The 19,966-nt window shown below is 71.8% G+C and carries 16 protein-coding genes; 4 read left to right on the top strand and 12 right to left on the bottom strand.

The features are described from left to right. Positions 1-156: 156 nt before the first annotated feature. From ACFYW7_RS34975 to ACFYW7_RS34950, 6 genes are all read right to left on the bottom strand, one after another. On the bottom strand, positions 157-1,212 hold the full coding sequence (locus ACFYW7_RS34975; RefSeq protein ID WP_389509943.1) for a BMP family protein: 1,056 nt from the start codon (positions 1,210-1,212) through the stop codon (positions 157-159). 352 nt (positions 1,213-1,564) lie between these two features. After that, positions 1,565-2,785, bottom strand: a complete 1,221-nt coding sequence (locus ACFYW7_RS34970) for an amidohydrolase (RefSeq protein WP_389510010.1) — start codon at positions 2,783-2,785, stop codon at positions 1,565-1,567. Between the two features lie 450 nt (positions 2,786-3,235). Further along, positions 3,236-4,327: a hypothetical protein gene (locus ACFYW7_RS34965; RefSeq protein ID WP_389509941.1), complete on the bottom strand. Its 1,092-nt coding sequence runs from the start codon at positions 4,325-4,327 to the stop codon at positions 3,236-3,238. Positions 4,328-4,365: 38 nt separating this feature from the next. After that, the gene (locus tag ACFYW7_RS34960; protein WP_389509939.1) at positions 4,366-5,304 is read right to left on the bottom strand and encodes an N-acetylneuraminate synthase family protein; all 939 of its coding nucleotides are present in this window, start codon (positions 5,302-5,304) and stop codon (positions 4,366-4,368) included. 14 nt (positions 5,305-5,318) lie between these two features. Beyond that, positions 5,319-6,626: a cytidylyltransferase domain-containing protein gene (locus ACFYW7_RS34955; RefSeq protein WP_389509937.1), complete on the bottom strand. Its 1,308-nt coding sequence runs from the start codon at positions 6,624-6,626 to the stop codon at positions 5,319-5,321. A 91-nt stretch (positions 6,627-6,717) separates the two neighbouring features. Further along, positions 6,718-8,043 (bottom strand): DUF6716 putative glycosyltransferase, encoded by a 1,326-nt coding sequence (locus tag ACFYW7_RS34950; RefSeq protein ID WP_389509934.1) that lies wholly within the window; start codon positions 8,041-8,043, stop codon positions 6,718-6,720. A 198-nt stretch (positions 8,044-8,241) separates the two neighbouring features. Between ACFYW7_RS34950 and ACFYW7_RS34945 the strand changes: the two genes are divergently transcribed. The 3 genes from ACFYW7_RS34945 to ACFYW7_RS34935 all read left to right on the top strand — a co-directional run bounded on the left by ACFYW7_RS34945 (position 8,242) and on the right by ACFYW7_RS34935 (position 12,243). Then, positions 8,242-9,222 carry a glycosyltransferase family 2 protein gene (locus ACFYW7_RS34945; RefSeq protein ID WP_389509932.1) on the top strand — a complete coding sequence of 327 codons (981 nt, stop codon included), beginning with the start codon at positions 8,242-8,244 and terminating at the stop codon, positions 9,220-9,222. Next, positions 9,219-10,553, top strand: coding sequence for a polysialyltransferase family glycosyltransferase (locus tag ACFYW7_RS34940; RefSeq protein ID WP_389509930.1), 1,335 nt, complete (start codon positions 9,219-9,221; stop codon positions 10,551-10,553). Before ACFYW7_RS34945 ends, ACFYW7_RS34940 begins: the two co-directional genes overlap by 4 nt. Before the next feature lie 526 nt (positions 10,554-11,079). Then, positions 11,080-12,243: an acyltransferase family protein gene (locus ACFYW7_RS34935; RefSeq protein WP_389509928.1), complete on the top strand. Its 1,164-nt coding sequence runs from the start codon at positions 11,080-11,082 to the stop codon at positions 12,241-12,243. Between the two features lie 109 nt (positions 12,244-12,352). On the opposite strand, the gene leuE is transcribed toward ACFYW7_RS34935, so the two are convergent. The 3 genes from leuE to ACFYW7_RS34920 form a co-directional block, all read right to left on the bottom strand. Continuing rightward, positions 12,353-13,003, bottom strand: a complete 651-nt coding sequence (gene leuE, locus ACFYW7_RS34930) for a leucine efflux protein LeuE (RefSeq protein WP_389509926.1) — start codon at positions 13,001-13,003, stop codon at positions 12,353-12,355. Positions 13,004-13,054: 51 nt separating this feature from the next. Continuing rightward, the gene (locus ACFYW7_RS34925; protein WP_389509924.1) at positions 13,055-13,216 is read right to left on the bottom strand and encodes a hypothetical protein; all 162 of its coding nucleotides are present in this window, start codon (positions 13,214-13,216) and stop codon (positions 13,055-13,057) included. A gap of 147 nt (positions 13,217-13,363) precedes the next feature. Then, positions 13,364-14,944 carry a methylmalonyl-CoA mutase gene (locus tag ACFYW7_RS34920; protein WP_389509922.1) on the bottom strand — a complete coding sequence of 527 codons (1,581 nt, stop codon included), beginning with the start codon at positions 14,942-14,944 and terminating at the stop codon, positions 13,364-13,366. A gap of 264 nt (positions 14,945-15,208) precedes the next feature. Between ACFYW7_RS34920 and ACFYW7_RS34915 the strand changes: the two genes are divergently transcribed. Then, positions 15,209-16,090: a L,D-transpeptidase family protein gene (locus tag ACFYW7_RS34915; protein ID WP_389509920.1), complete on the top strand. Its 882-nt coding sequence runs from the start codon at positions 15,209-15,211 to the stop codon at positions 16,088-16,090. A 469-nt stretch (positions 16,091-16,559) separates the two neighbouring features. On the opposite strand, the gene ACFYW7_RS34910 is transcribed toward ACFYW7_RS34915, so the two are convergent. The 3 genes from ACFYW7_RS34910 to ACFYW7_RS34900 all read right to left on the bottom strand — a co-directional run bounded on the left by ACFYW7_RS34910 (position 16,560) and on the right by ACFYW7_RS34900 (position 19,824). Next, positions 16,560-17,675, bottom strand: a complete 1,116-nt coding sequence (locus ACFYW7_RS34910) for a hypothetical protein (protein ID WP_389509918.1) — start codon at positions 17,673-17,675, stop codon at positions 16,560-16,562. Further along, positions 17,675-18,337, bottom strand: coding sequence for an RNA polymerase sigma factor (locus ACFYW7_RS34905; RefSeq protein ID WP_389509916.1), 663 nt, complete (start codon positions 18,335-18,337; stop codon positions 17,675-17,677). The genes ACFYW7_RS34910 and ACFYW7_RS34905 overlap by 1 nt, the downstream gene beginning before the upstream one ends. Positions 18,338-19,011: 674 nt before the next feature. Further along, complete coding sequence (locus tag ACFYW7_RS34900) at positions 19,012-19,824, bottom strand: hypothetical protein (RefSeq protein WP_389509914.1); 813 nt, start codon at positions 19,822-19,824, stop codon at positions 19,012-19,014. Positions 19,825-19,966: the final 142 nt, after the last annotated feature.

Genomic DNA, 19,966 nt, shown 5'->3' with positions numbered 1-19,966 from the left:
GGCCGGCGGGGATGCGCGGACAGCGGAACGGGCGGGCACCTGGGGTGCCCGCCCGTTCCGCGTCGCTACGACCGTGTTCAGGTGTCCGCCGGGTCGACGGACGGTGGCGGGTGGTGGCGGGTCCTGCCCGCCGGGGTCACCCGCCGCTCACGGCGACTATTCGGTCTTGACCTTGATGCTGCCGTCGATGATGGCGGCCTTGGCCTTGTCCACCGCGGCGGTGAGACCGGCGATCTCGGCCATCTTCGGGTTGCTGTCGGCGAGGCCGACACCGTTCACCTTGAGGTCGAAGGTCTGCGTGCCGGCCAGCGGCTTGCCGTCGTGGACCGACTTGGACAGCGTGTAGACGGCGCCGCCGACGTCCTTGAGCGCGGAGGTCAGGATCTTGTCCTTGTACGCCGCCAGCGCTTCCTGCTTGTACTGGTCGGAGTCGACGCCGATGGCCCACACGCCCGCCTTGGAGGCGGCCTCGATGACACCCTGGCCGGAGAGGCCGGCGGCGGAGTAGAGGACGTCGGCCTTCTTCTCGATCTGGCCCTCGGCGGCGGCCTTGCCCTTGTCGGGGCTGGAGAAGCCACCCTCGGCGGCGGTCTGCGTCAGGTACTGCGAGAGGACCTTGACGCCCGGCTTGGTGTCCTTGACGCCCTGCGTGTAGCCGGCCTCGAACTTGTGGATCAGCGGAACGTCCACACCGCCGATGAAGCCGACGACGTCGCTCTTGGTGGCCTTGGCGGCCGCGACCCCGGCGAGGTACGAGGACTCCTGCTCGGCGAAGACCAGGGAGGCCACGTTCTTGCCCTCGACGACCGAGTCCACGATGCCGAAGGTGGTCTTCGGGAACTTCGCGGCGGCCTTCTCCAGCGCGGGGCCGTAGGCGAAGCCGATGCCGATGACCGGGTTGTAACCCTGCTTGGCCAGCGACTCCAGACGCTGCTGCTTGTCGGCGTCCGTCTCGTTGTCGGTGGGCTCGACGTCGGCCGTCTTGTAGCCGAACTCCTTCTTCGCCTTCTCCAGGCCGGAGAAAGCGGCGTCGTTGAAGGACTGGTCGCCCTTGCCGCCGACGTCGTACGCGATGGCGAGGCCCTTGGCCCCGCTGCTGTCGCTGCTGGTGCTGCTGCCGCTGTCGCTGCTGGTGCTGCCGCAGGCCGTGGCGGCGAGTGCGAGCGACGCGACCCCCACCGCGACGCGGGTCAGGCTGGCTATCCGACGCATCTGAAGCTCCCCATTCTCCAAAGCCCCGCAGTGGGTGCTGAGTTCGGCGCACCTTAACGCGCGTAGACCGTCCAGGGAACGGGATTCCGCCGTGCCGTTATCCATTCGTGCCGATGGCCGGTTACGTCCTTGTGAACCAGGGGACCGAAAGGTGCGTCCGGGGACGCAGCGCCCACCACGGCCGCCTCACGGCTCGTCCACCGGACGGAGTCCGTGTGACGGAGCGGGTGGGTACTGCTCCACGGAGTGACTGTTGAGTGACTTCGCACCACGCTACTGCCCGGAGTCGGGGGGCGCGACCGGAGTCACCGGCCGTGCCCTCGCCCTCCTCGCGCCCGTGCGGGAAGCCGTCTCAGTCGCGCTCGTCCAGGAGGGCCGCGGCCGTGAACATCTCGACGCCGACCGTGATCGCGTGCTCGTCCGCGTCGAAGTCGCCCCGGTGCAGATCGCGGGTGGTGCGGTCGCCCGGCGGGCGCACCCCGAGGCGGGCCATCGCGCCGGGCACGTGCTCCAGGTACCAGGAGAAGTCCTCGCCGCCGAGGCTCTGCTCGGTGTCCTCGATGGACTGCGCGCCGCGCCGGGCGGTCATCGCCTCGCGGAGCAGCTCGGTGACGACCGGGTCGTTGACGACCGGCGGGACGCCCCGGATGTAGTTGATCTCGGACTTGGCCCGGTACAGGTTGGCGATCTCGTCGATCGCCGCGTGGACGAGGTCGGGCGCGGCCCGCCAGGCGTCGAGATCCAGGCAGCGGATGGTCCCGGACAGCTCGGCGTGCTGCGGGATCACGTTGCAGGCGTGTCCCGACTCGATCCGTCCCCAGGTCACCGCGAGCCCGCTGCGGGCGTCCACCCGCCGGGCGACGAGCGCCGGCACGTCGGTCACGACCCGCGCGGCGGCGGTGACGAGGTCGGTGGTGAGGTGAGGGCGCGCGGTGTGGCCGCCCGCGCCGTCGAGTGACACTTCGAGCCGGTCGCACGCCGAGGTGATGGCGCCGTGCCGCAGTCCGATGCGCCCCGCGTCGACCCTCGGGTCGCAGTGCACACCGACGATCCGCCCGACCCCTTCGAGGACTCCGGACTCGATCGCGTCCGGGGCGCCGCCGGGCAGCACCTCCTCCGCGGGCTGGAAGATCAGCCGCACCCGCCGGGGCAGCAGGCCCTGGGCGTGCAGGTCCGCGAGGACGAGACCGGCGCCGAGCACGACCGCCGTGTGGACGTCGTGACCGCAGGCGTGGGCGCGGTCGGGCACGGTCGAGCGGTACGCGCAGTCACTCTTCGTGTCCGGGATGGGCAGCGCGTCGATGTCGGCGCGCAGCGCCAGCATGGGGCGGGCGTCGTCCGCGTCCCCGATGTCACAGATGAGGCCGGTCCCGATGGAGAGGACGCGCGGCTTCAGGCCCGCCCGCTCCAGGCGCGCCTTGATCGCCGCGGTGGTGCGGAACTCCTGGTTGCCCAGCTCCGGGTGCATGTGCAAGTCACGGCGGAACGCCACGAGTTCGGCGCGCAGTGCCTCGGGCAGCGCGCCGGGGAGCGACGGCTCCCCGGGGAGATCGGCCTCGGACTCTCGGGACATCAGTTGGTTCACCCTTTGAAGGGTAGGACGGTCGGGCGGCCAACTGACCCACGATCAACAAAAGTTCAGCCCGTTAGGGGAAGAAAATCTGACCGCGCGGCGCATGACCGGCCCGGAGGATGGGTAGACTCGCCCGGCTCTTCGGGCCTGTGGATCATGATCCGGCCTGGTCACCGGCTGTGATCCGACTCGGCCGGGGATCGCCCGCCGATGTGCACACGAGAACGCCCGGCGCGCCCGGTCCCATTCCCGTATCCGGTCTCCACCGTCTCACATCACCGCGTCCGGGTTTCGGATCGGTCACCACCGCGCGACCGGGCGGTCACTTTCCGTGGATCGAGGGGGTCGGTGGGTGCACCGGGAGCCTCGGGTGCGTCAGGTGGCGCGGGTGACTGAACGCGAGAGCCCGGCGCCGCGGGCGCCGGGCTCCTCGTGGTTCGACGACAGGGATCAGAGGGCGGGCGCCGCGGCGACCGCCGACAGCCGGTGGACGTCGCGGGCCGTCCCCGTGACGCCGGACAGGAAGCCCTGTGCCCGGGGCGAGGCGTTCTCGGTCAGCCAGCTCGGGTCGATGTCGCAGACCGCGACCCGGACCTCGGTGCCCGCCAGTGCCAGCGGCAGCGTGTGCACGACCGTGGACGGGAAGCTCAGGATCGTGCGGCCTATGGGTCCGCGCCGGGCGATCAGTTCGAGCGGCAGGTCGGGGCGGACGATTTCCAGGCCCGTCTCGACGGCCAGCCGGTGCAGTTTGTCGACGCTCTCGCGGCGGTGCGCGAAGTAGCGGGTCGCGCCGTGCGTCCTGGCGAGCGCGCGGACCGCCTCCAGGTAGCGGTCCGGGTCGACCACGCCCGTCTCGACGAGCGAGGTGCCGACCATGTCGGCACCCTTGGTGATGCGGGGCGGGCCGAAGCGGGCCCGGGTCCAGGAGAAGTCGTTGGCGGTGATCCGGACGCCGTCCGGTGCCGACTCGATCGGCATCGAGGAGAAGACCTCGACGCTGCGGCGGCCGGAGGGCGTCAGCCGGCGGCGGGCCGAGGCGGACACGGGGGCGAAGAGCACGTCCCGTGCGCCGGGACGGCCACGGCGCCGGTGCCAGCGCACCAGCCGTTCGCCGCGGGCGAGCTGGGCGACGAACTCCATGGTCGCCGTGCCGTCGTCGACCACGACCAGGTCCTGTGCCCGGGTGATGGTCAGCAGCAGCTGCACGTAGCGGGAGAACGGGTCCCCCATCACGATCCGCCGGGCCCTGCGCAGCAGCGGGGCCAGTCCCCCGATCGTGTGGAAGGGGGCCGTGGTGCCGCCGCGCGCCTCCTCCCAGCGGACCGTGTGGCCCTCGTCGCGGGCCAGCTCGGCCATCCGGCGGAGCTGACCGCGGGTCATCGGGTCGTTGGGGGAGAGGACGACGAGGGTGAACCCCGCGCCGGGTGCCTCGGCGGCACTGTGGGCTCGGGTGTGCGCCCACTCCAGCACGTTCAGGAGCTGTACCGGACTCTCGACGAAGGCGAGAGTGTGGGAGCCGGCGGAACCGGCGCGGGGGCTCATCGACGTACGACCGTCCCGTCGTAAGGAATTCAGGGCGTTCAGACCGAGACGGGCTCGCCCGCGGCCGCGGCGATCTCGGCCTCGGCGACGACGCCCGGGACGCGACGCAGCTTCTTCATGGGGCCGAGCTCGGACTCGTAGACCTTCTTGACGCCGTCGCCGAGGGAGGCCTCGATGGTGCGGATGTCACGGACGAGGCGGGTGAGGCCCTGGGGCTCGACGGAGGCGGCCTGGTCGGAGCCCCACATCGCGCGGTCCAGGGTGATGTGACGCTCGACGAAGGTGGCGCCGAGGGCGACCGCGGCGAGCGTGGTCTGCAGGCCCGTCTCGTGGCCGGAGTAGCCGATCGGAACGTTCGGGAACTCGGCCTGGAGGGTGTTGATGACGCGGAGGTTGAGCTCCTCGGCCACCGACGGGTACGTCGACGTGGCGTGGCACATCAGGATGTTGTCCGAGCCGAGGACCTCGACCGCGTGGCGGATCTGCTTCGGCGTCGACATGCCGGTGGAGAGGATGACCGTGCGGCCGGTGCCGCGCAGGGCGCGGAGCAGCTCGTCGTCGGTCAGCGAGGCGGAGGCGACCTTGTGGGCCGGGACGTCGAACTTCTCCAGGAAGGCGACGGCCTCGGTGTCCCACGGGGAGGCGAACCAGTCGATGTTCTTGCTCTTGGCGTACTCGTCGATCTGGCGGTACTCGTCCTCGCCGAACTCCACGCGGTGGCGGTAGTCGATGTAGGTCATGCGGCCCCAGGGGGTGTCGCGCTCGATGTCCCACTGGTCGCGCGGCGTGCAGATCTCCGGGGTGCGCTTCTGGAACTTGACCGCGTCGCAGCCGGCCTCGGCGGCGGCGGCGATCAGCTTGAAGGCGTTCTCGAGCTCGCCGTTGTGGTTGATGCCGATCTCACCCACGACGTAGACGGGGTGGCCCGGGCCGGCGGTCTTGGAACCGAAGCTGCGCAGACGGGAGTTGGTGCTCATGGTGGTGAAGTTCCTTACTTGTCGAGGGAGTCGAGAGAAGGGCCGAGGATCCAGCTGGCGATCTCTCGGATCGCGCCGTCGCCGCCGGGGACGGTGGTGACCGCGCGTGCGGCGCCGCGCACGACGTCGTGGGCGCTCGCGACCGCCACCGGCCAGCCCACGAGGGCGAAGCAGGGGAGGTCGTTGACGTCGTTGCCGACGTAGAGCACGCGCTCCGGCGCGATGCCCTGCTCCTCGCACCACTGCTTCAGCGCGAGGTCTTTCCGGTCGATGCCGTGCAGGACCGGGAGCTTGAGCTTCCGGGCCCGGGCGGCGACGACCGGGTTCTGCTCCGAGGACAGGATCAGCATCGTCAGCCCGCTCCTGCGGAGGGCGGCGATACCGAGGCCGTCCCCGCGGTGCACGGAGACGAACTCCCGTCCGTCGGAGTCGATCAGCACCCTGTCGTCGGTCTGGGTGCCGTCGAAGTCGAGGACGACCGCGTCGATGTCGTCGGCGGTCGGAAGGGTGCCGGGCCGGTTCGCGTCGAAGAGCGGCGCGAGGGCCCGGGCGCGGGCGAGGTCGTGCGGGTCGTCGATCTCCAGCACGCGGGCCGCGTCGGTGCGCACGAGTTCGGTGCGGCCGAAGAAGCGGTGCCTCGCCACGCGGAAGCCGCCGGCCTCCATGGCGTAGACGGCTCCGGTCTCCAGGAGGTCCTGGGGACGGTCCTGGCGGCGCGGGCGGAAGGACTTGTCGTGGTTGATGCCGTACCCGCCGCTGGTGGCGATGTCCGCGACCAGGGTGTCGGTGCCGCCGTCGGCGGCGGAGCGCCCGGTCCCGGCGGCCACCGAGGCCGCGGGATCGTCGTCGCCGTCACGCCACACGAAGCCGTGGAAGGGGGCCACGGTCAGCGCCGTGTCCGCGCCGTTCGCGACGATCGCGTCCACGACGCCGTCCACGTCCTCACGGATGATGAACGGGCTGGTGCACTGGACGAGCAGCACCACGTCGACCGCGGAGCCGTGCAGCGCCTCGTGCGCGTCCATGGCGTGCAGGACGGCGGCCTCGGACGTGGCCGTGTCCCCGGCGATGGCGGCGGGCCGCAGCACGACCTCGGCGCCGGCCTGGCGGGCTGCCGCCGCGATGGCCTGGTCGTCCGTGGAGACGACGACGTCCGTCACGAGGCGGGCGGCGCGGCACTCGCGCACCGCGCGGGCCACCAGCGGCACACCGCCCACGGGGAGGAGGTTCTTGGCCGGCACGCCCTTGGAGCCGCCGCGCGCGGGGATCACCGCGAGTACGCGGCGCACCGGCGCGGCTTGGCCCGCTTCCGAGTTGGTCATGCGGTGTTCTCCTTGACGAGGGAGGCGAGGAAGGCGTGGGGGGCGAGGGAGGCGACCGGGCGCACGACGCCCGCTGTCGGGGTCGCGGCGCTCACAGTTCGCCCATCCGCCGGATCACCGGGGCCACGCGCTGGACGCCGTGGCGGTAGGCGCCGCGGGCGGCCCGGCGCACGACCTGCCGTACGGGGCCGGGCTCCCGGTCCGCCGCGGGGGCGCCGGGCAGCGGGCTGCCGTCCGGGCCGAGGTGGTGGCGGGCGAGGATGCCGGGCAGGTAGCCGGGCGCGGTGACGGGTGTGTAGTAGGGGGCGAGGGGCGGCAGTTTCCGGGCCGCCAGCAGCTCGGTGATGCGCAGCCGGGCCGCGTCGAAGGCCCTCTCGTACGAGTCGCCCTCGGCCGCGACGCCCTGCCGGGCCACCCAGCCCGGGTCGGGGGCCGGCCGGTGCCCCGCGTCGAGCTGGTCCCAGGAGGCGAGGCAGCCGGATCCCACGAAGTGGTGGTTGCCGAGCGCCTCGCGCACCCCGAGGTCGCTGAGGACGACGGTGGGGATACGGCGGTGCAGGGACTCCAGGGCGGCGGTGGAACTGATCGTGACCAGCAGGTCGGTGCGGTCGAGGACCTCGCCCATGTGCCCGTACACCAGACGGAAGTTGGCCGGCGGGTCCGCCTTCTGCACCAGCTTCTGGTAGGGGAGCTCCTCGATGTGCGTGGTGTGTTCGCCCGGCTTGGAGCGCAGTTTGAGCAGGACCTCGCGGTCCGGGTGCAGCCGCGCGTGCCGGACCAGCCGCTCCAGCAGGTACGTACGGTCCTTGCGGCTCTCCGGTACGGAGGGCTGCGCGGCGAAGACGACCGTGCAGGGGTCGTTCTCCTCGTACGCCGCCCCGCCGAGGAAGGGCAGCGCGACCTCGGTCACCGATCCGGCGTCGGCGCCGACCCCCTCGTACACGGCCCGGAAACGGTCCGCGTCCTGGCGGGAGTTGGCGAGGACGAGGTCCGCGCCGTGCCGCAGGAGCAGGCCGTCGGCGAGCTTCTCGTAGACGACACCGACGTAGCCGGTGACGACCAGGGGACGCTCGGACCGCCCTTCCCAGGCGCGGGCCAGGCCGTGCAGCACCGCCTGGACGGCACCGCCGACCAGGGCGAGGACGACCACGTCGTAGTCGTGGTCCCCCTCTCCGGCCCTGCCCAGCTCGCGCAGGAACTCGACGGCGGTGACCTCGCGGAGGGAGTCCGCGCGGACGCCGACCTCTTCGAGCTGGCGGGCGGTCGGGGTGGCACGGCCGCGCAGGAGGAACCCGTCGAGGCGGATGTCCGATCCACCGGGAGAGACGCGGTTCGCGGTGAGCGAACCCCATTTCCACCTGGTGTCGGAATCCGCGAGGACGGCCACCCGCAGAGACTTCGTGGTACTTGCTGGCACGTCCTAGACGCTAGGAAGCCTTTTCGAGGAGCGGCCCAACCTGAATGCAACAAACGGTTAACAGCACATCGCCGATTGGCGAATCAGTCCAGGATCGGCCGAGGAAGCGGCTCGGTTCACAGTTCCGCCACGCGCCGTTCACCTGGCATCTCACCAACGGTAAAGACGAATGCCGGGCCGCCCCCTAACGTCACAGGAGTGGTCAAGCTCTCCGTCATCGTGCCGTTCTACAACGTGCAGCAATATGCGCCCGACACCCTGAAAAGCCTGCGTGCGAACGCACGGCAGGACTTCGAATTCATTCTCGTCGACGACTGCTCGCGCGACGGGACTCCGGACATCCTCGCGCGCGCGGAGCGCGAGCTCCCGGGTGCGGTGCATGTCAGACACGAGAAGAACGGAGGACTGGCCACCGCGCGCAACACCGGGATCGACAAGGCGCGGGGCGAGTACCTCACGTTCCTCGACGGGGACGACTGGCTCGCCCCCGGATACTACGAACAGCTCCTCTCCTCCATCGAGGACCTGGGCTGCGACTTCGTCCGCACGGACCATGTCCAGTGCACCGCCCGGGCGCGCTCCGTCCACCGCGTGCCGAACGGCCGCCGCGGGGTCGTCCTCGATCCCCGCGACGCCATTCTGCCCGCCGACCGGTCCACCTCCGTCGACTACGCCTTCGCCTGGGCGGGCATCTACCACCGCCGGCTCGTCGACCGCGGACTGCTCCATTTCACCGACGGCCTGCGTACGGCCGAGGACCGGCCGTGGATCTGGAAACTCCACCGGGAGGCCGAATCCTTCGCCACCGTGGGTCTGCTGGGTGTGTTCTACCGGCGTGGCGTCGCCTCCTCCCTCACCCAGATCGGTGACATACGCCAACTCGATTTCCTTCGCGCGTTCGATCAGGTCGTCGCGGAAACCGCCGAGGACCGGGACGCGGACAAACTCCTGCCCAAAGCCGTACGCACCTATTGCGCGATCATTTCCCATCATCTGGGATCCATCGAAAGGTTCGAGCCGGCGGTGGCGCGAAAACTGAAGTCCATGAGCGCCGTGGCGCTGCGCCGCATGCCGCAGGACGTGCTGGACGAGGCCCTCGACTCGATGGACGTCCAGCGCGCCACCCGGCTGCGCCGGCTCCGCCGACGGCCCGCGCCCGCCGCGGGGGTGGCCGCGTGACCACCCAGATCTTCATGGCGTCCACGCTGTACGGCACGGCCACGCTCGCCGCGGCCCTCGACACCGACAGCTTCGGACCGGCCGACCGGCGCATCCTGCTCGTCTGCAACAACGCCGCGACGCCCGAGACCACGCCCGCCGTGGACGAGATGCCCGGCTTCGAGCGGCTGCGCGGCCGCTTCGACGAGGTCGTCTCGTGGAACGAGACGTTCTTCCCCTTCCATCCGGGCGGCTGGGCCCCGCGGCAGGACGACGTTCCCCTGTGGGAGCGGCACCTGCGGCTGGCCTGGCGCCTCGGCGACGACGACATCGAACTGGCCGTCGAGTCGATCCAGGTCAACCCCGCCCTCGGCATCTCCCAGATCTTCATGGGCGCGCCCGTCACCGTGTACGCCGACGGCCTGATGAGCTACGGCCCCACCCGCAACAAGATCGACCCGCTGGTCGGGACCCGGATCACCCGGCTGCTCCATCTGGACCTGGTCCCGGGCCTCAAGCCGCTGCTGCTCACCGAGTTCGACGTCGAACCGGAGATCGTGTCCACGGACGCGTTCGTGAAGGTGCTCGCCGAACTCGTCGACACCGGTGACGAACTGCCGTCGGTCGACGAACCGGCGCTGCTGCTCGGCCAGTACCTCTCCGCGCTCGGCATCCTCACCGCCGAGGAGGAGGAGGACCTCCACGTACGGATGCTGAAGGGCGCGATCACCCTCGGCCACACCCGGGTGGTGTTCAAGCCGCACCCGACCGCGCCCGCCCGCTGGTCGCGCGTCCTGGAGCGGGAGGCCGAGAAGCTGGGCGCGGACCTGACCGTGATGGACACCCCGGTCCTCGCCGAGGTGCTCTACCAGCGGATGCGCCCCGCGCTGGTCGTCGGCTGCTTCTCCACCGCGCTGCTCACGGCCTCCGCGCTGTACGGCCTGCCGGTCGCCCGCGTCGGAACCGAGTCGCTGCTGGACCGGCTGACCCCGTACGAGAACAGCAACCGGGTCCCGGTGACCATCGTCGACGCGCTGCTGTCCGACCTGTCGGACGGCGCGGCGCTCACCGAGCGGCGCCCCGGCATGGACGTGGCGGACCTGACGAAGCTCCTGAGAGCCGTGGGCTTCGCGATGCAGCCGAAGATCTATCCGGACCTGCGCCCGGCGGCCGAAAGCTATCTGACGCACCAGCTGACCCAGGAGACATGGCGCTACTTCAAGCGCAAGCGCCTCACCTCGCTGGCCCTGCCCGGAGCGGTACCGGCCCAACTCGCCTTCATCCCGCGCAACGCGACAGTGCGCAGGGTCGCCCGGAGGGCGCGCTCCCTGAAGCGGGCGGTGGGCCGCTGAGGCGGCGAGGGGGACAGGAGCGCCCGCGCGAGCGGGGCGCTCCGACGACGAAGAACCCAGGGGGCGGGGCCGTGTCGATACCGACCGGGCTCCGCCCCCTTGGGCTGTGCTGAACTCTTCAGTCCGCGCCGAACCCTTCGGCCGCGGCGGCCTCTTGGGCTCGCCTTGATCGTTCCCTTACCGCGTTAGCGGGCCGGCACGTCCGTCCGCGGAGGTGCGGTCGGCGCGCGCTTCAGGGGCGGGGACTTTTCGCGCACGTCCTCTGTGCGCGCCTCGCACACCCTTCCGCGCTCCGCGCGGGCACTCTTGAGTGCTCACGCGCTTCCATACTTCCGCGACACTTGTTCGACGGCACTTCCAGCACGGCAGTCGATTTGTGACGATTCGGAAGAGTTCTCAACGCGGGGGCATCACATAGATGAACTCCCGTGGGCGAGACGACAAACCGGCCTCGCTGGGGCGTAAGCATCCCCGACTATCGGACTAACGTGCTGTGGGCCAGCTGAGTCCCGTTGAGGGGAACCTTGTGATCGACACTCCCGAGAAGGCCCGCGGGACGTCAACCGGCACCGTGGTCCGTACCGTCCTGCCTCCTGCCGAGACGCCTCCGGCACCCCGGCCCGCCCCGCGCCGGGAGAACCGGTTGCGCGCCCTCGACGGGCTGCGACTCGTCGCGGCCCTGATGGTGGCCGGGTACCACTACGGCGGCCGGGACGGCGAGGTGGTGAAGTCCTGGGGGACTTCGCCCCGGCACCAGTTCCCCACCCTGCACCATCTGTTCGCCTACGGCTGCCTGGGTGTGCAGGTCTTCTTCGTGATCAGCGGCTTCGTCATCTGCATGAGCGGCTGGGGCCGGCCGCTGCGCTCCTTCTTCGCCTCCCGCGCCTCCCGGCTGCTGCCCGCGTACTGGGCCGCGATCATCATCGTGACGGCCGTGTTCGCCCTGCCCGTCGTCGCGTACAAGGCGGTCTCCCCGAGCGACGCGCTGGTCAACCTCACCATGCTCCAGCAGCCGCTGGGCGTCGACCGGGTGCTGGGCGTGTGCTGGACCCTGTGGGCGGAGGTCCGCTTCTACGTCCTCTTCGCGCTGTGCATCGTGCTGCCGGGGGCGAACCGGCAGCGCGTGATCATGTTCTGCGCGGGCTGGACCCTGGCGGCGGCCATCGCGCAGGGCGTGAACGAGCCGCTCCTCAACATGGTCCTGATGCCGGAGTACGCCCCGTACTTCATCGGCGGCGTCGGCCTCTACCTCGTCCACCGCAACCGCCGTGACGCGCACGCCTGGGGCATCGTCGCAGTGAGCTGGCTGATCGGCCAGCACTACGCGGTCCAGCACCTGTGGCACGCCCCGAACCCGGAGTTCTTCTCCAACCGCTCGTCCCTCGGCATCGTGATCGTCGTCACCTTCGGCTACGTCGCCGTCGCCGCGGTCGCGCTGGGCTGGCTGCACTGGGCGAACTGGCGCTGGCTGACGGTCGCGGGCGCGCTGACCTACCCGTTCTACCTGGTCCACGAACACCTCGGCTGGGTCGTCATCAAGGCCTACCACCAGACCCTGCACATCCCGTCCTACGGCACCATCCTGGCCACGGTCGCCACCATGCTGCTGCTCGCCCGGCTGCTCAACCGGTCCGTGGAGAAGTGGCTCGCCCCGAAGCTCCGCACGGCGCTGTCCAAGCCGCGTCCGTAGCGTTCCTCACCGACGCGGGAGGGGCTGAGCCGTTCGGGCCCGCGCGGGTCTGCCCCCGGACGCGGGCAGGATCTGACGGGACCAGTCCTCGCTTCCCAGGGCCTGCTTACTACGCGCTGGCGAGCGTGAGCTTGACCGCGAAGCCGAGGAACAGGGCGCCGGCGGCGGTCGTGGCGCCCGCGGAGAGGCGCTTGCGCCGGCGGAAGGCGGCGGCGAGGCGCGTACCGCTGAATATCAGCGCGGTCAGGTAGAGGACGCTCGCGAGCTGGGCGAACGCGCCGAGCACGACGAACGAGAGCGCCGGATAGGCATAGCCGGGATCGACGAACTGGACGAAGAAGGCCACGAAGAACAGGATCGCCTTCGGGTTGAACAGACTGATCACCAGTGCCCGCCGGAAGTGCCGCTCCCCGGCCTCGGCCTCGGGCTCCGTGCTCCGCGCGACCGGCTCCCGCCGGGCCCGCCACATCGCCCACGCGGCCCGCAGCATCCCGATCGCCAGCCACGTCAGATATCCCGCACCGGCGTACTTCACGATGCCGAAGAGCACCGCGTTCGCCTGGAGCAGCGACGCCACACCGGCCGCCGACAGCGTCATCAGCACGGTGTCCCCGCACCACACACCCGCGGCGGCGGTGTATCCGGTGCGAACGCCCTTGCGGGCGGCGACGGACAGCACGTACAGCGAGTTCGGCCCCGGCAGCAGGACGATGAGGACCAGACCCGCGAGATAGGTGGGGAGATCGATGACACCAAGCATGTGAGCGAGTGTCGCACGAAGGTACGACATCGGGTACGGGCGTCTCGCCGGTCAGCCGCCGTCCAGGAGGGTGTCCGCGGAAAGGCCCGGGGTGACGCCGACGGACTCGGGGACCGGGACGCTCCGACCCCGCTCGTAGCGTTCGGGAGCCGGGTACCTGCCGTCGACCGGATCCCGGTGGAGCAGGACCTCGTCGTGCTTGTGGTCGGCCACGAGGCAGACCGGGAGGCCCGCCTCCGCGTAGCACCCGACCTCGGGGCCGAGGCCGTCGGACCAGTCTTCTCAGGGGTCGCTCCCCCTGAGCGGAACCGGGGCGGGCGGCATCCGCTCCCGATCACCCGTACGGATGAATCGCCCAGGTCAGAAGGTGTCCGAGGGCACGTACACGCCCCAGATCCCGCGCAGCGCGTCACAGACCTCGCCGACCGTGGCGCGGGCGCGCAGGGCGTCCTTCATCGGAGGGAGGACGTTGTCCGCGCCCCCGGCGGCCTTCCTCAGGGCGGTGAGGGCGGCGTCGACGGCGGCCCGGTCGCGCTCGGCGCGGAGCCGGGCGAGGCGTTCGGTCTGCCGGGCCTCGATGGCCGGGTCGACGCGGAGCGGTTCGTAGGGTTCCTCCTCGTCGAGCCGGAAGCGGTTGACGCCGACCACGACCCGCTCTCCGGAGTCGGTCTCCTGGGCGATCCGGTAGGCGGAGCGTTCGATCTCGCTCTTCTGGAAGCCGTGCTCGATGGCCCCGACCGCGCCGCCCAGGTCCTCGACCCTCGCCATGAGACCGACGGCGGCCGCCTCGACGTCGTCGGTCATCCGCTCGATGACGTACGAGCCCGCGAAGGGGTCGACCGTCGCCGTCACGTCCGTCTCGTGGGCCAGCACCTGCTGGGTGCGCAGGGCCAGGCGCGCCGACTTGTCGGTGGGCAGCGCGATCGCCTCGTCGAAGGAGTTGGTGTGCAGGGACTGCGTGCCGCCGAGGACCGCGCCGAGGCCCTGGACGGCCACGCGCACCAGGTTCACCTCCGGCTGCTGCGCGGTGAGCTGGACCCCCGCCGTCTGTGTGTGGAACCGCAGCATCAGCGACCTGGGGTCCTTCGCGCCGAACTCGTCCCTCATGACGCGGGCCCAGATCCGGCGTGCGGCACGGAACTTGGCGACCTCCTCCAGGATCGTCGTACGGGCGACGAAGAAGAAGGAGAGGCGGGGCGCGAAGTCGTCCACGTCCATGCCGGCGGCGACGGCCGTACGGACGTACGCGATGCCGTCGGCGAGCGTGAACGCGATCTCCTGCGCGGGAGAGGCCCCCGCCTCGGCCATGTGGTAGCCCGAGATCGAGATCGTGTTCCACTTCGGGATCCCGGCCCGGCAGTACCGGAAGATGTCGGCGGTCAGCCGCAGGGACGGCTCGGGCGGGAAGATGTACGTCCCGCGCGCGATGTACTCCTTGAGGACGTCGTTCTGGATCGTGCCCGTCAACCGGCTCGCCGGGACGCCCTGTTCCTCTCCGACCAGCTCGTACATCAGCAGCAGCGGGGCGGCGGGCGCGTTGATCGTCATCGAGGTGGAGACCTTGTCCAGCGGGATCCCGCGGAACAGGACGCGCATATCGTCGACGGAGTCGATCGCCACCCCGACCTTGCCGACCTCGCCGTGCGCGAGGGGGGCGTCGGAGTCGTACCCCATCTGCGTGGGCAGGTCGAAGGCGACGGACAGGCCCGTCGTGCCGTGCGCGATCAACTGCCGGTAGCGGGCGTTGGACTCACCGGCCGTGCCGAAACCGGCGTACTGCCGCATCGTCCACGGGCGGCCCGTGTACATCGACGGGTACACACCGCGGGTGAAGGGGTAGGCGCCCGGCGCGCCCAGTTTCTCGGCGGGGTCCCAGCCGTCCAGCGCCTCCGGGCCGTAGACGGGTTCGATGGGCAGTCCGGACTCGGATTCACGCACCATTGCCGTACCTCCCGTGAGGCCGCCCGGTGACGGGAACCGCCCCTGGCGACGGACTGTGGTGGCCGATGTGCACCCGGTGGGGGGACCCGCGCCGGGCCATGCCCACCGACCGGTTCGCAGGCCCGGTCCGCGGACCTGTTTCGTGGTTCCCTTCCACCATGCCGCCTGGTTCGCAACCGGTCACCCGCGGGGAGCATCTCAGGTGATACGACGGTGGGACGGGGGCCTGATGTGCACGACAGGACGGGTGGAACAGGGGTCCGGATGCGTACGACTGGCATGAAGAGATCGCTGGCCGCGCTCGCGGCGCTCGCCGCGGTGAGCGGCTGCACGGCGCACGCCGGGGACGCGCGGGGGAAGACACCTCCGCCGGTACGGATCGAAGGTTCGCTCGGCCCGGCCCCCACCGCGACGGGGAAGGGCGACGACGCGAAGGGCGGGGACGGCAAGGGCGGGGGCGACAAGCCGTCCGCCGCACCCGCGAAGAAGGGCGGCGGACCGACGGCCGCCCCGGCCGAGGTCCTCTGGTCCCGCGGCGACCGGGGCGACGAGGTCCGCAGGGCGCAGGCCCGGCTGCACCAGGTCGCCTGGCTGATCACCCCGCCGACGGGGACGTACGACGCCCGGACGGTGGAGGCCGTGAAGGGCTTCCAGGGCAAGCGGGGACTGCCGGTCACCGGTGAACTGGACGCCGTCACCTGGCAGCGGCTGCGGAGGATGACGCACGAGCCGGCCGACTGGGAGCTGTACCCCTACGGCGGACAGCCGGCCGCGAAGCCCGACCCGCGCTGCATGACGGGCCGGGTCCTGTGCGTCAGCAAGACGAGCCGCACGCTGCGTTGGATGATCGACGGGCGGACGGTCTCGGAGATGGACGTCCGGTTCGGCTCGCAGTACACCCCGACCCGCGAAGGCGTGTTCAGCGTCAACTTCAAGTCGCGCAACCACGTGTCGACGATCTACCACACGTCCATGCCGTACGCGATGTTCTTCAGCGGCGGCCAAGCGGTGCACTACTCGGCGGACTTCGCGGCGCGCGGCTACTACGGCGCGTCGCACGGCTGCGTCAACGTGCGGGACGAGGGAAAGGTGGCGGCGCTGTTCGCGCAGGTCCGTACGGGCGACAAGGTCGTCGTCTACTGGTGACGGACCCTCACGAGGGAGTGCGGCGGGAGGGAATGGGGCGCGGGCGGGACCGGGGGAACGTGTCCCACCCGCGCCAGGTGCACAGAGCCGTGGGTACGGGGGGAACCCCTGCTCCGTGCGACGGCCGATGACCAGTCGGCTCACCTCTTACTGCGCCGCCAGGATCCAAAACGTCACACCTGGCCCGAAGAAAAATCAGATATATGCGAAGTCGCAGGTCAGGAGCGTGCCGCACGAGGCGGCAGAGGCGGGGCGACCGGGCCGGACGGCCCGTCGGGGCAGTTGGCGGGAGGGCGGGCGCGCACTTCGGCCGTGAGGGCGCTCGTCACGGAAGCGCGCTGGCCGAAGAGTCGGAGTGGCCTGGTCGAAGAGCCCGGGTGCGCTGGTCGGGAACCGTCCGGAGAGCTGACGGTCCGGCGACGCGACGGCCGGGGGCGACCGGCTGACCGGCGTCCGGACCGACGGTGGTTCAGGACGGCGCGCCGTCCAGCGGTCCCGGCGTCGGCCTGGGGCTCGGCACCGGGATGCCCCGGATCCCGACCGGCCGGACCGGCAGGAGCCGGGCCGGCCCCGGGTCCAGCACGGACGGAGTGGCGAGGCCGCCGTCGCTCCGGGGGTCGTTGCCGCGCGGCCCTATGTGGTGGCCGTCGCCGTCGCCGTCACCGCCGCCCTGATCGCCCGGGTCCCCCTGGCCGCCGTGGCCGGAGTCCTGCCCCGACCCCTGGCCGCCGCCGTCGTCCGCGCCGTCGCCGCCGTCACCGGAACCGCCCGACCCACGGCCCAGGAAGACCGAGCAGTACCTCTTCACCCGGGCACCGCCACCCGCCACGTGCTCCAGGGCGCGCCGGTGCTCCGCGTCGAGGTCCTTGCCGTCGAGGACGTCACGGCAGTACGAGCGGGTGCGGACCCACCACTCCCGGGTGCGTTCGGCCTTCCCGGTGGAGTCCGGACCCGGCACGCCGGTCGCGTCGTCGGCTCCGTCCTCGGCCGTCGGGGTGGAACCGTCGGACGGGGAGTTCGACGGACCGTCAGGCACCGGTGCCACGGGGGTGGTTCCGCCGGAGACGCCGGGCGAGGGCGGGACCGGGGCGAGCGGCTGCTCCGGGGTTCGTGCCGCCGTGGCCGAGGCGGCCGGTCCCGGGTGTTCACGGGTGAACGGCGTCGGCAGCACTCCGGTTCCGGCCCCGACGGCGACCCCGCCGACCATCCCGACGGCCAGGGCCGCGGCCAGCCCGAACCGGGTGGGGCGCCCCCAACGCGTCCGTCGTCCGTGCGCGGCGGGGCGTCCGAGGCGTACCAGACCGGCGTCCGCCGCGTGCGCGCCGGACCGGGCGCGACCACGGCGGCCGAGCTGCGTCACGGCGCCGTCCCCACCGGCGCGCGCCTTGCGGAACTCGGCCAACGCGACTGCCTCGCCGGGGAGTTCATCGCTGTTCAGACCGGGTTCGACGGCCAGCGCGGCAAGCGTCTCGGCGAGCCGGTCCACCTGGGCACGGGTGCCGGCGTCGACGGCTTCCAGCGGCTCTCCCCGCAGCAGACGCTCCGCGGCGTCGCGGTCCAGCCACCTGTACTGCTCGTCGGCCATCACATGTCCTTCTGCGCCCGCGAACGCGTATGCGTCACACCGGCGGACGTCACCGCGCGGGTGCGCGAACCTCGTTGCGGGGGAACGGCGTCGAGCGCGGCGGCGGATTCCGGATCCGCGCCGAGCAGCTCAGCGAGCCGTTTCAGACCGCGGTGCGCCGCCGTGCGGACGGCTCCGGGGCGCTTGCCGAGGGTCTCGGCGGCCGTCTTGGCGTCGAGTCCGACCACGACGCGCAGCACGACGGCCTCCGCCTGGTCCTGCGGGAGCTGGGCGATGAGCGAGAGGGTGCTGCCGGTCGCCAGCGCCTCCATCGCCTCGGTCGCGGTGTCGGACTCGGCGGCCTTGCCGGCCAGCTCGGTCTCGTCGCCGCCTATCGCGGGGCGGCGTCCGCGCATGCGTATGTGGTCCAGCGCGCGGTTGCGGGCGATCCTCGCGGCCCAGCCGCGGAACCGGTCCGCGTCCCCGTCGAAGCGCTCCAGGTCACGGGCGATCTGGAGCCAGGCCTCGGACGTGACGTCCTCCGCGTCCGGCTCGCCCACCAGCGTCCGTACGTATCCGAGCAGGCGTGGGTGCACCGCTCGGTACACAGTCCGGAACGCGGTCTCGTCCCCGTCCTGTGCAGCAAGTACCGCGGCGGTCAGCTCCGCGTCGTCCCCCAGCACCCCCGCGCCCCTCTTTGCGCCTCAGCCGGCGCCGCTCTCGCGGACCGGTTCTCGCCGTCGTGCTTCCTCGATGAGCGGTCGTGGTCTCAGTGCCCCGTGGTTCTGGTCTCAGGTCCCACGTGGTCGTGGTCCCCGGTTCCACACGGTCGTGGTCCCGGATTCCTCGTGGTTGCCGTCGTCCGCTCTCCGCACCCGGCGCGAAAGGCACGTTACGGCCTGAAACAGCTCCCCGTCCATGTTCGTACAACGTGCAACTACATGGTGACAGAGAGAGGTGTGACACAAAACGCAGTCGCGGCGCTGTAGGGAGTACGGGTCGCCGCGCGGCCCGTGCCGCGCGACGGTCGGGGCCTCTCCTGTGGGGGGTGGCGGCCCCGGCCGTTGCCATCGGCGGACCTGTACACCGCCGTCGGCGGAAACACGCGCTCCGCCCTCGTACACCGGGTGCCCGTCGCGTCCCGGGCCCGCTCGCGAAACGGGACCGCCCCGCGGACCCCGTCACGATCCCGGTGCCGACCGGACGTCCTCGGCACGAAGTTCGCCGACTCCGGCTCCCGTCACTTCCCGGCCCCCGCCGCGGCCCGCCCCGGCGGGCACTTCCCGTCCGGCGTCATTCCGGTCCCCGTCACGTCCGGCCGTGTCGCTTCCGGCCCCCCGACACTTCCGGACCTCCGTCACTTCCCGTCCGCGGACCTCGTCGGCTTCGGCGTGCCGGTGGCGGCTCCCGGGGCCGACACGCCGTCCGCCTCCTCCTTGTCACCGCCGTCGCCGGTGGCGACGCCCGTGTCGTCGGCGTGTCCGGCATTCCCCGTGTCCCGGTTCCTCGCCACGTCCTCGGCCAGTCGCCCGGCGCAGTACGCCTCGACCTCGTCCTCGCCGCCGGCGGCCGTGACGAGCCGTCTCCAGGCCGTCGCGTTCAGGGCGTTGCCCCGCCTCCCGACCGACACGTACGCGCGGCAGTGGGCCTGGGTGTCCCGGTCCCGTTCCGAACGGTCCGGGGGTTCGGTCCCCGGGGAACCGGTCGGGGGAGGCGGACCGGAGATCCCGGGACTGTCCGACGGTACGGTCCCGGCGCGGGGTACGGCCTCGGCGGACGGCCGGTCCGGAACGCTGTTCGACGGCCGGGGTCCGGCGCCTTCCCCGGCACCGTCGCCGTCGCCGTGCGCGAACGGTCCGGCGGCGTAGGCGACACCGCCCAGGGCCAGTCCGGCCAGCAGCACGGCGGCCACGGCCTTCATGGACCGGCCCGGCGACCACCGCCGCGTCGGCCGCCAGTCGTCCCGCCGCCGGGTGCGCGCGGCGATCCCGCCCCCGTCCCGCCCGGCCAGGAAGGCGGCCACGGCCCGCGCCTCCGCCTCGGCGCTGTCCGCGCGACCGCGCATCGCCGCGGCGAGCGACGTCTCCAGCGCGGCCCGGCCGCTCCCGGAGTCCACCGGGCGTGCGACAGGACGGCCGGAGGTCCCGCCGTCTCCACGCCGTTCACCCATGTCCGGTTCCCTGTCCGGTTCCATCTCCGCCCGCCGCTCCGCCCGACAACTCCTCGCCGTACGACACCTGTCGGGCGCGCGACGCCGTCCCGCCGCCCGGCACCCCCGTTCCGCGACGCCGGCCCACGCCGGACGGTGGATT

This window comes from Streptomyces sp. NPDC002580 (assembly GCF_042889485.1).
Classification (GTDB): domain Bacteria; phylum Actinomycetota; class Actinomycetes; order Streptomycetales; family Streptomycetaceae; genus Streptomyces.
Note: the sequence above shows the minus strand (reverse complement) of the source record. Positions and strands in the feature narration are given on the sequence as shown.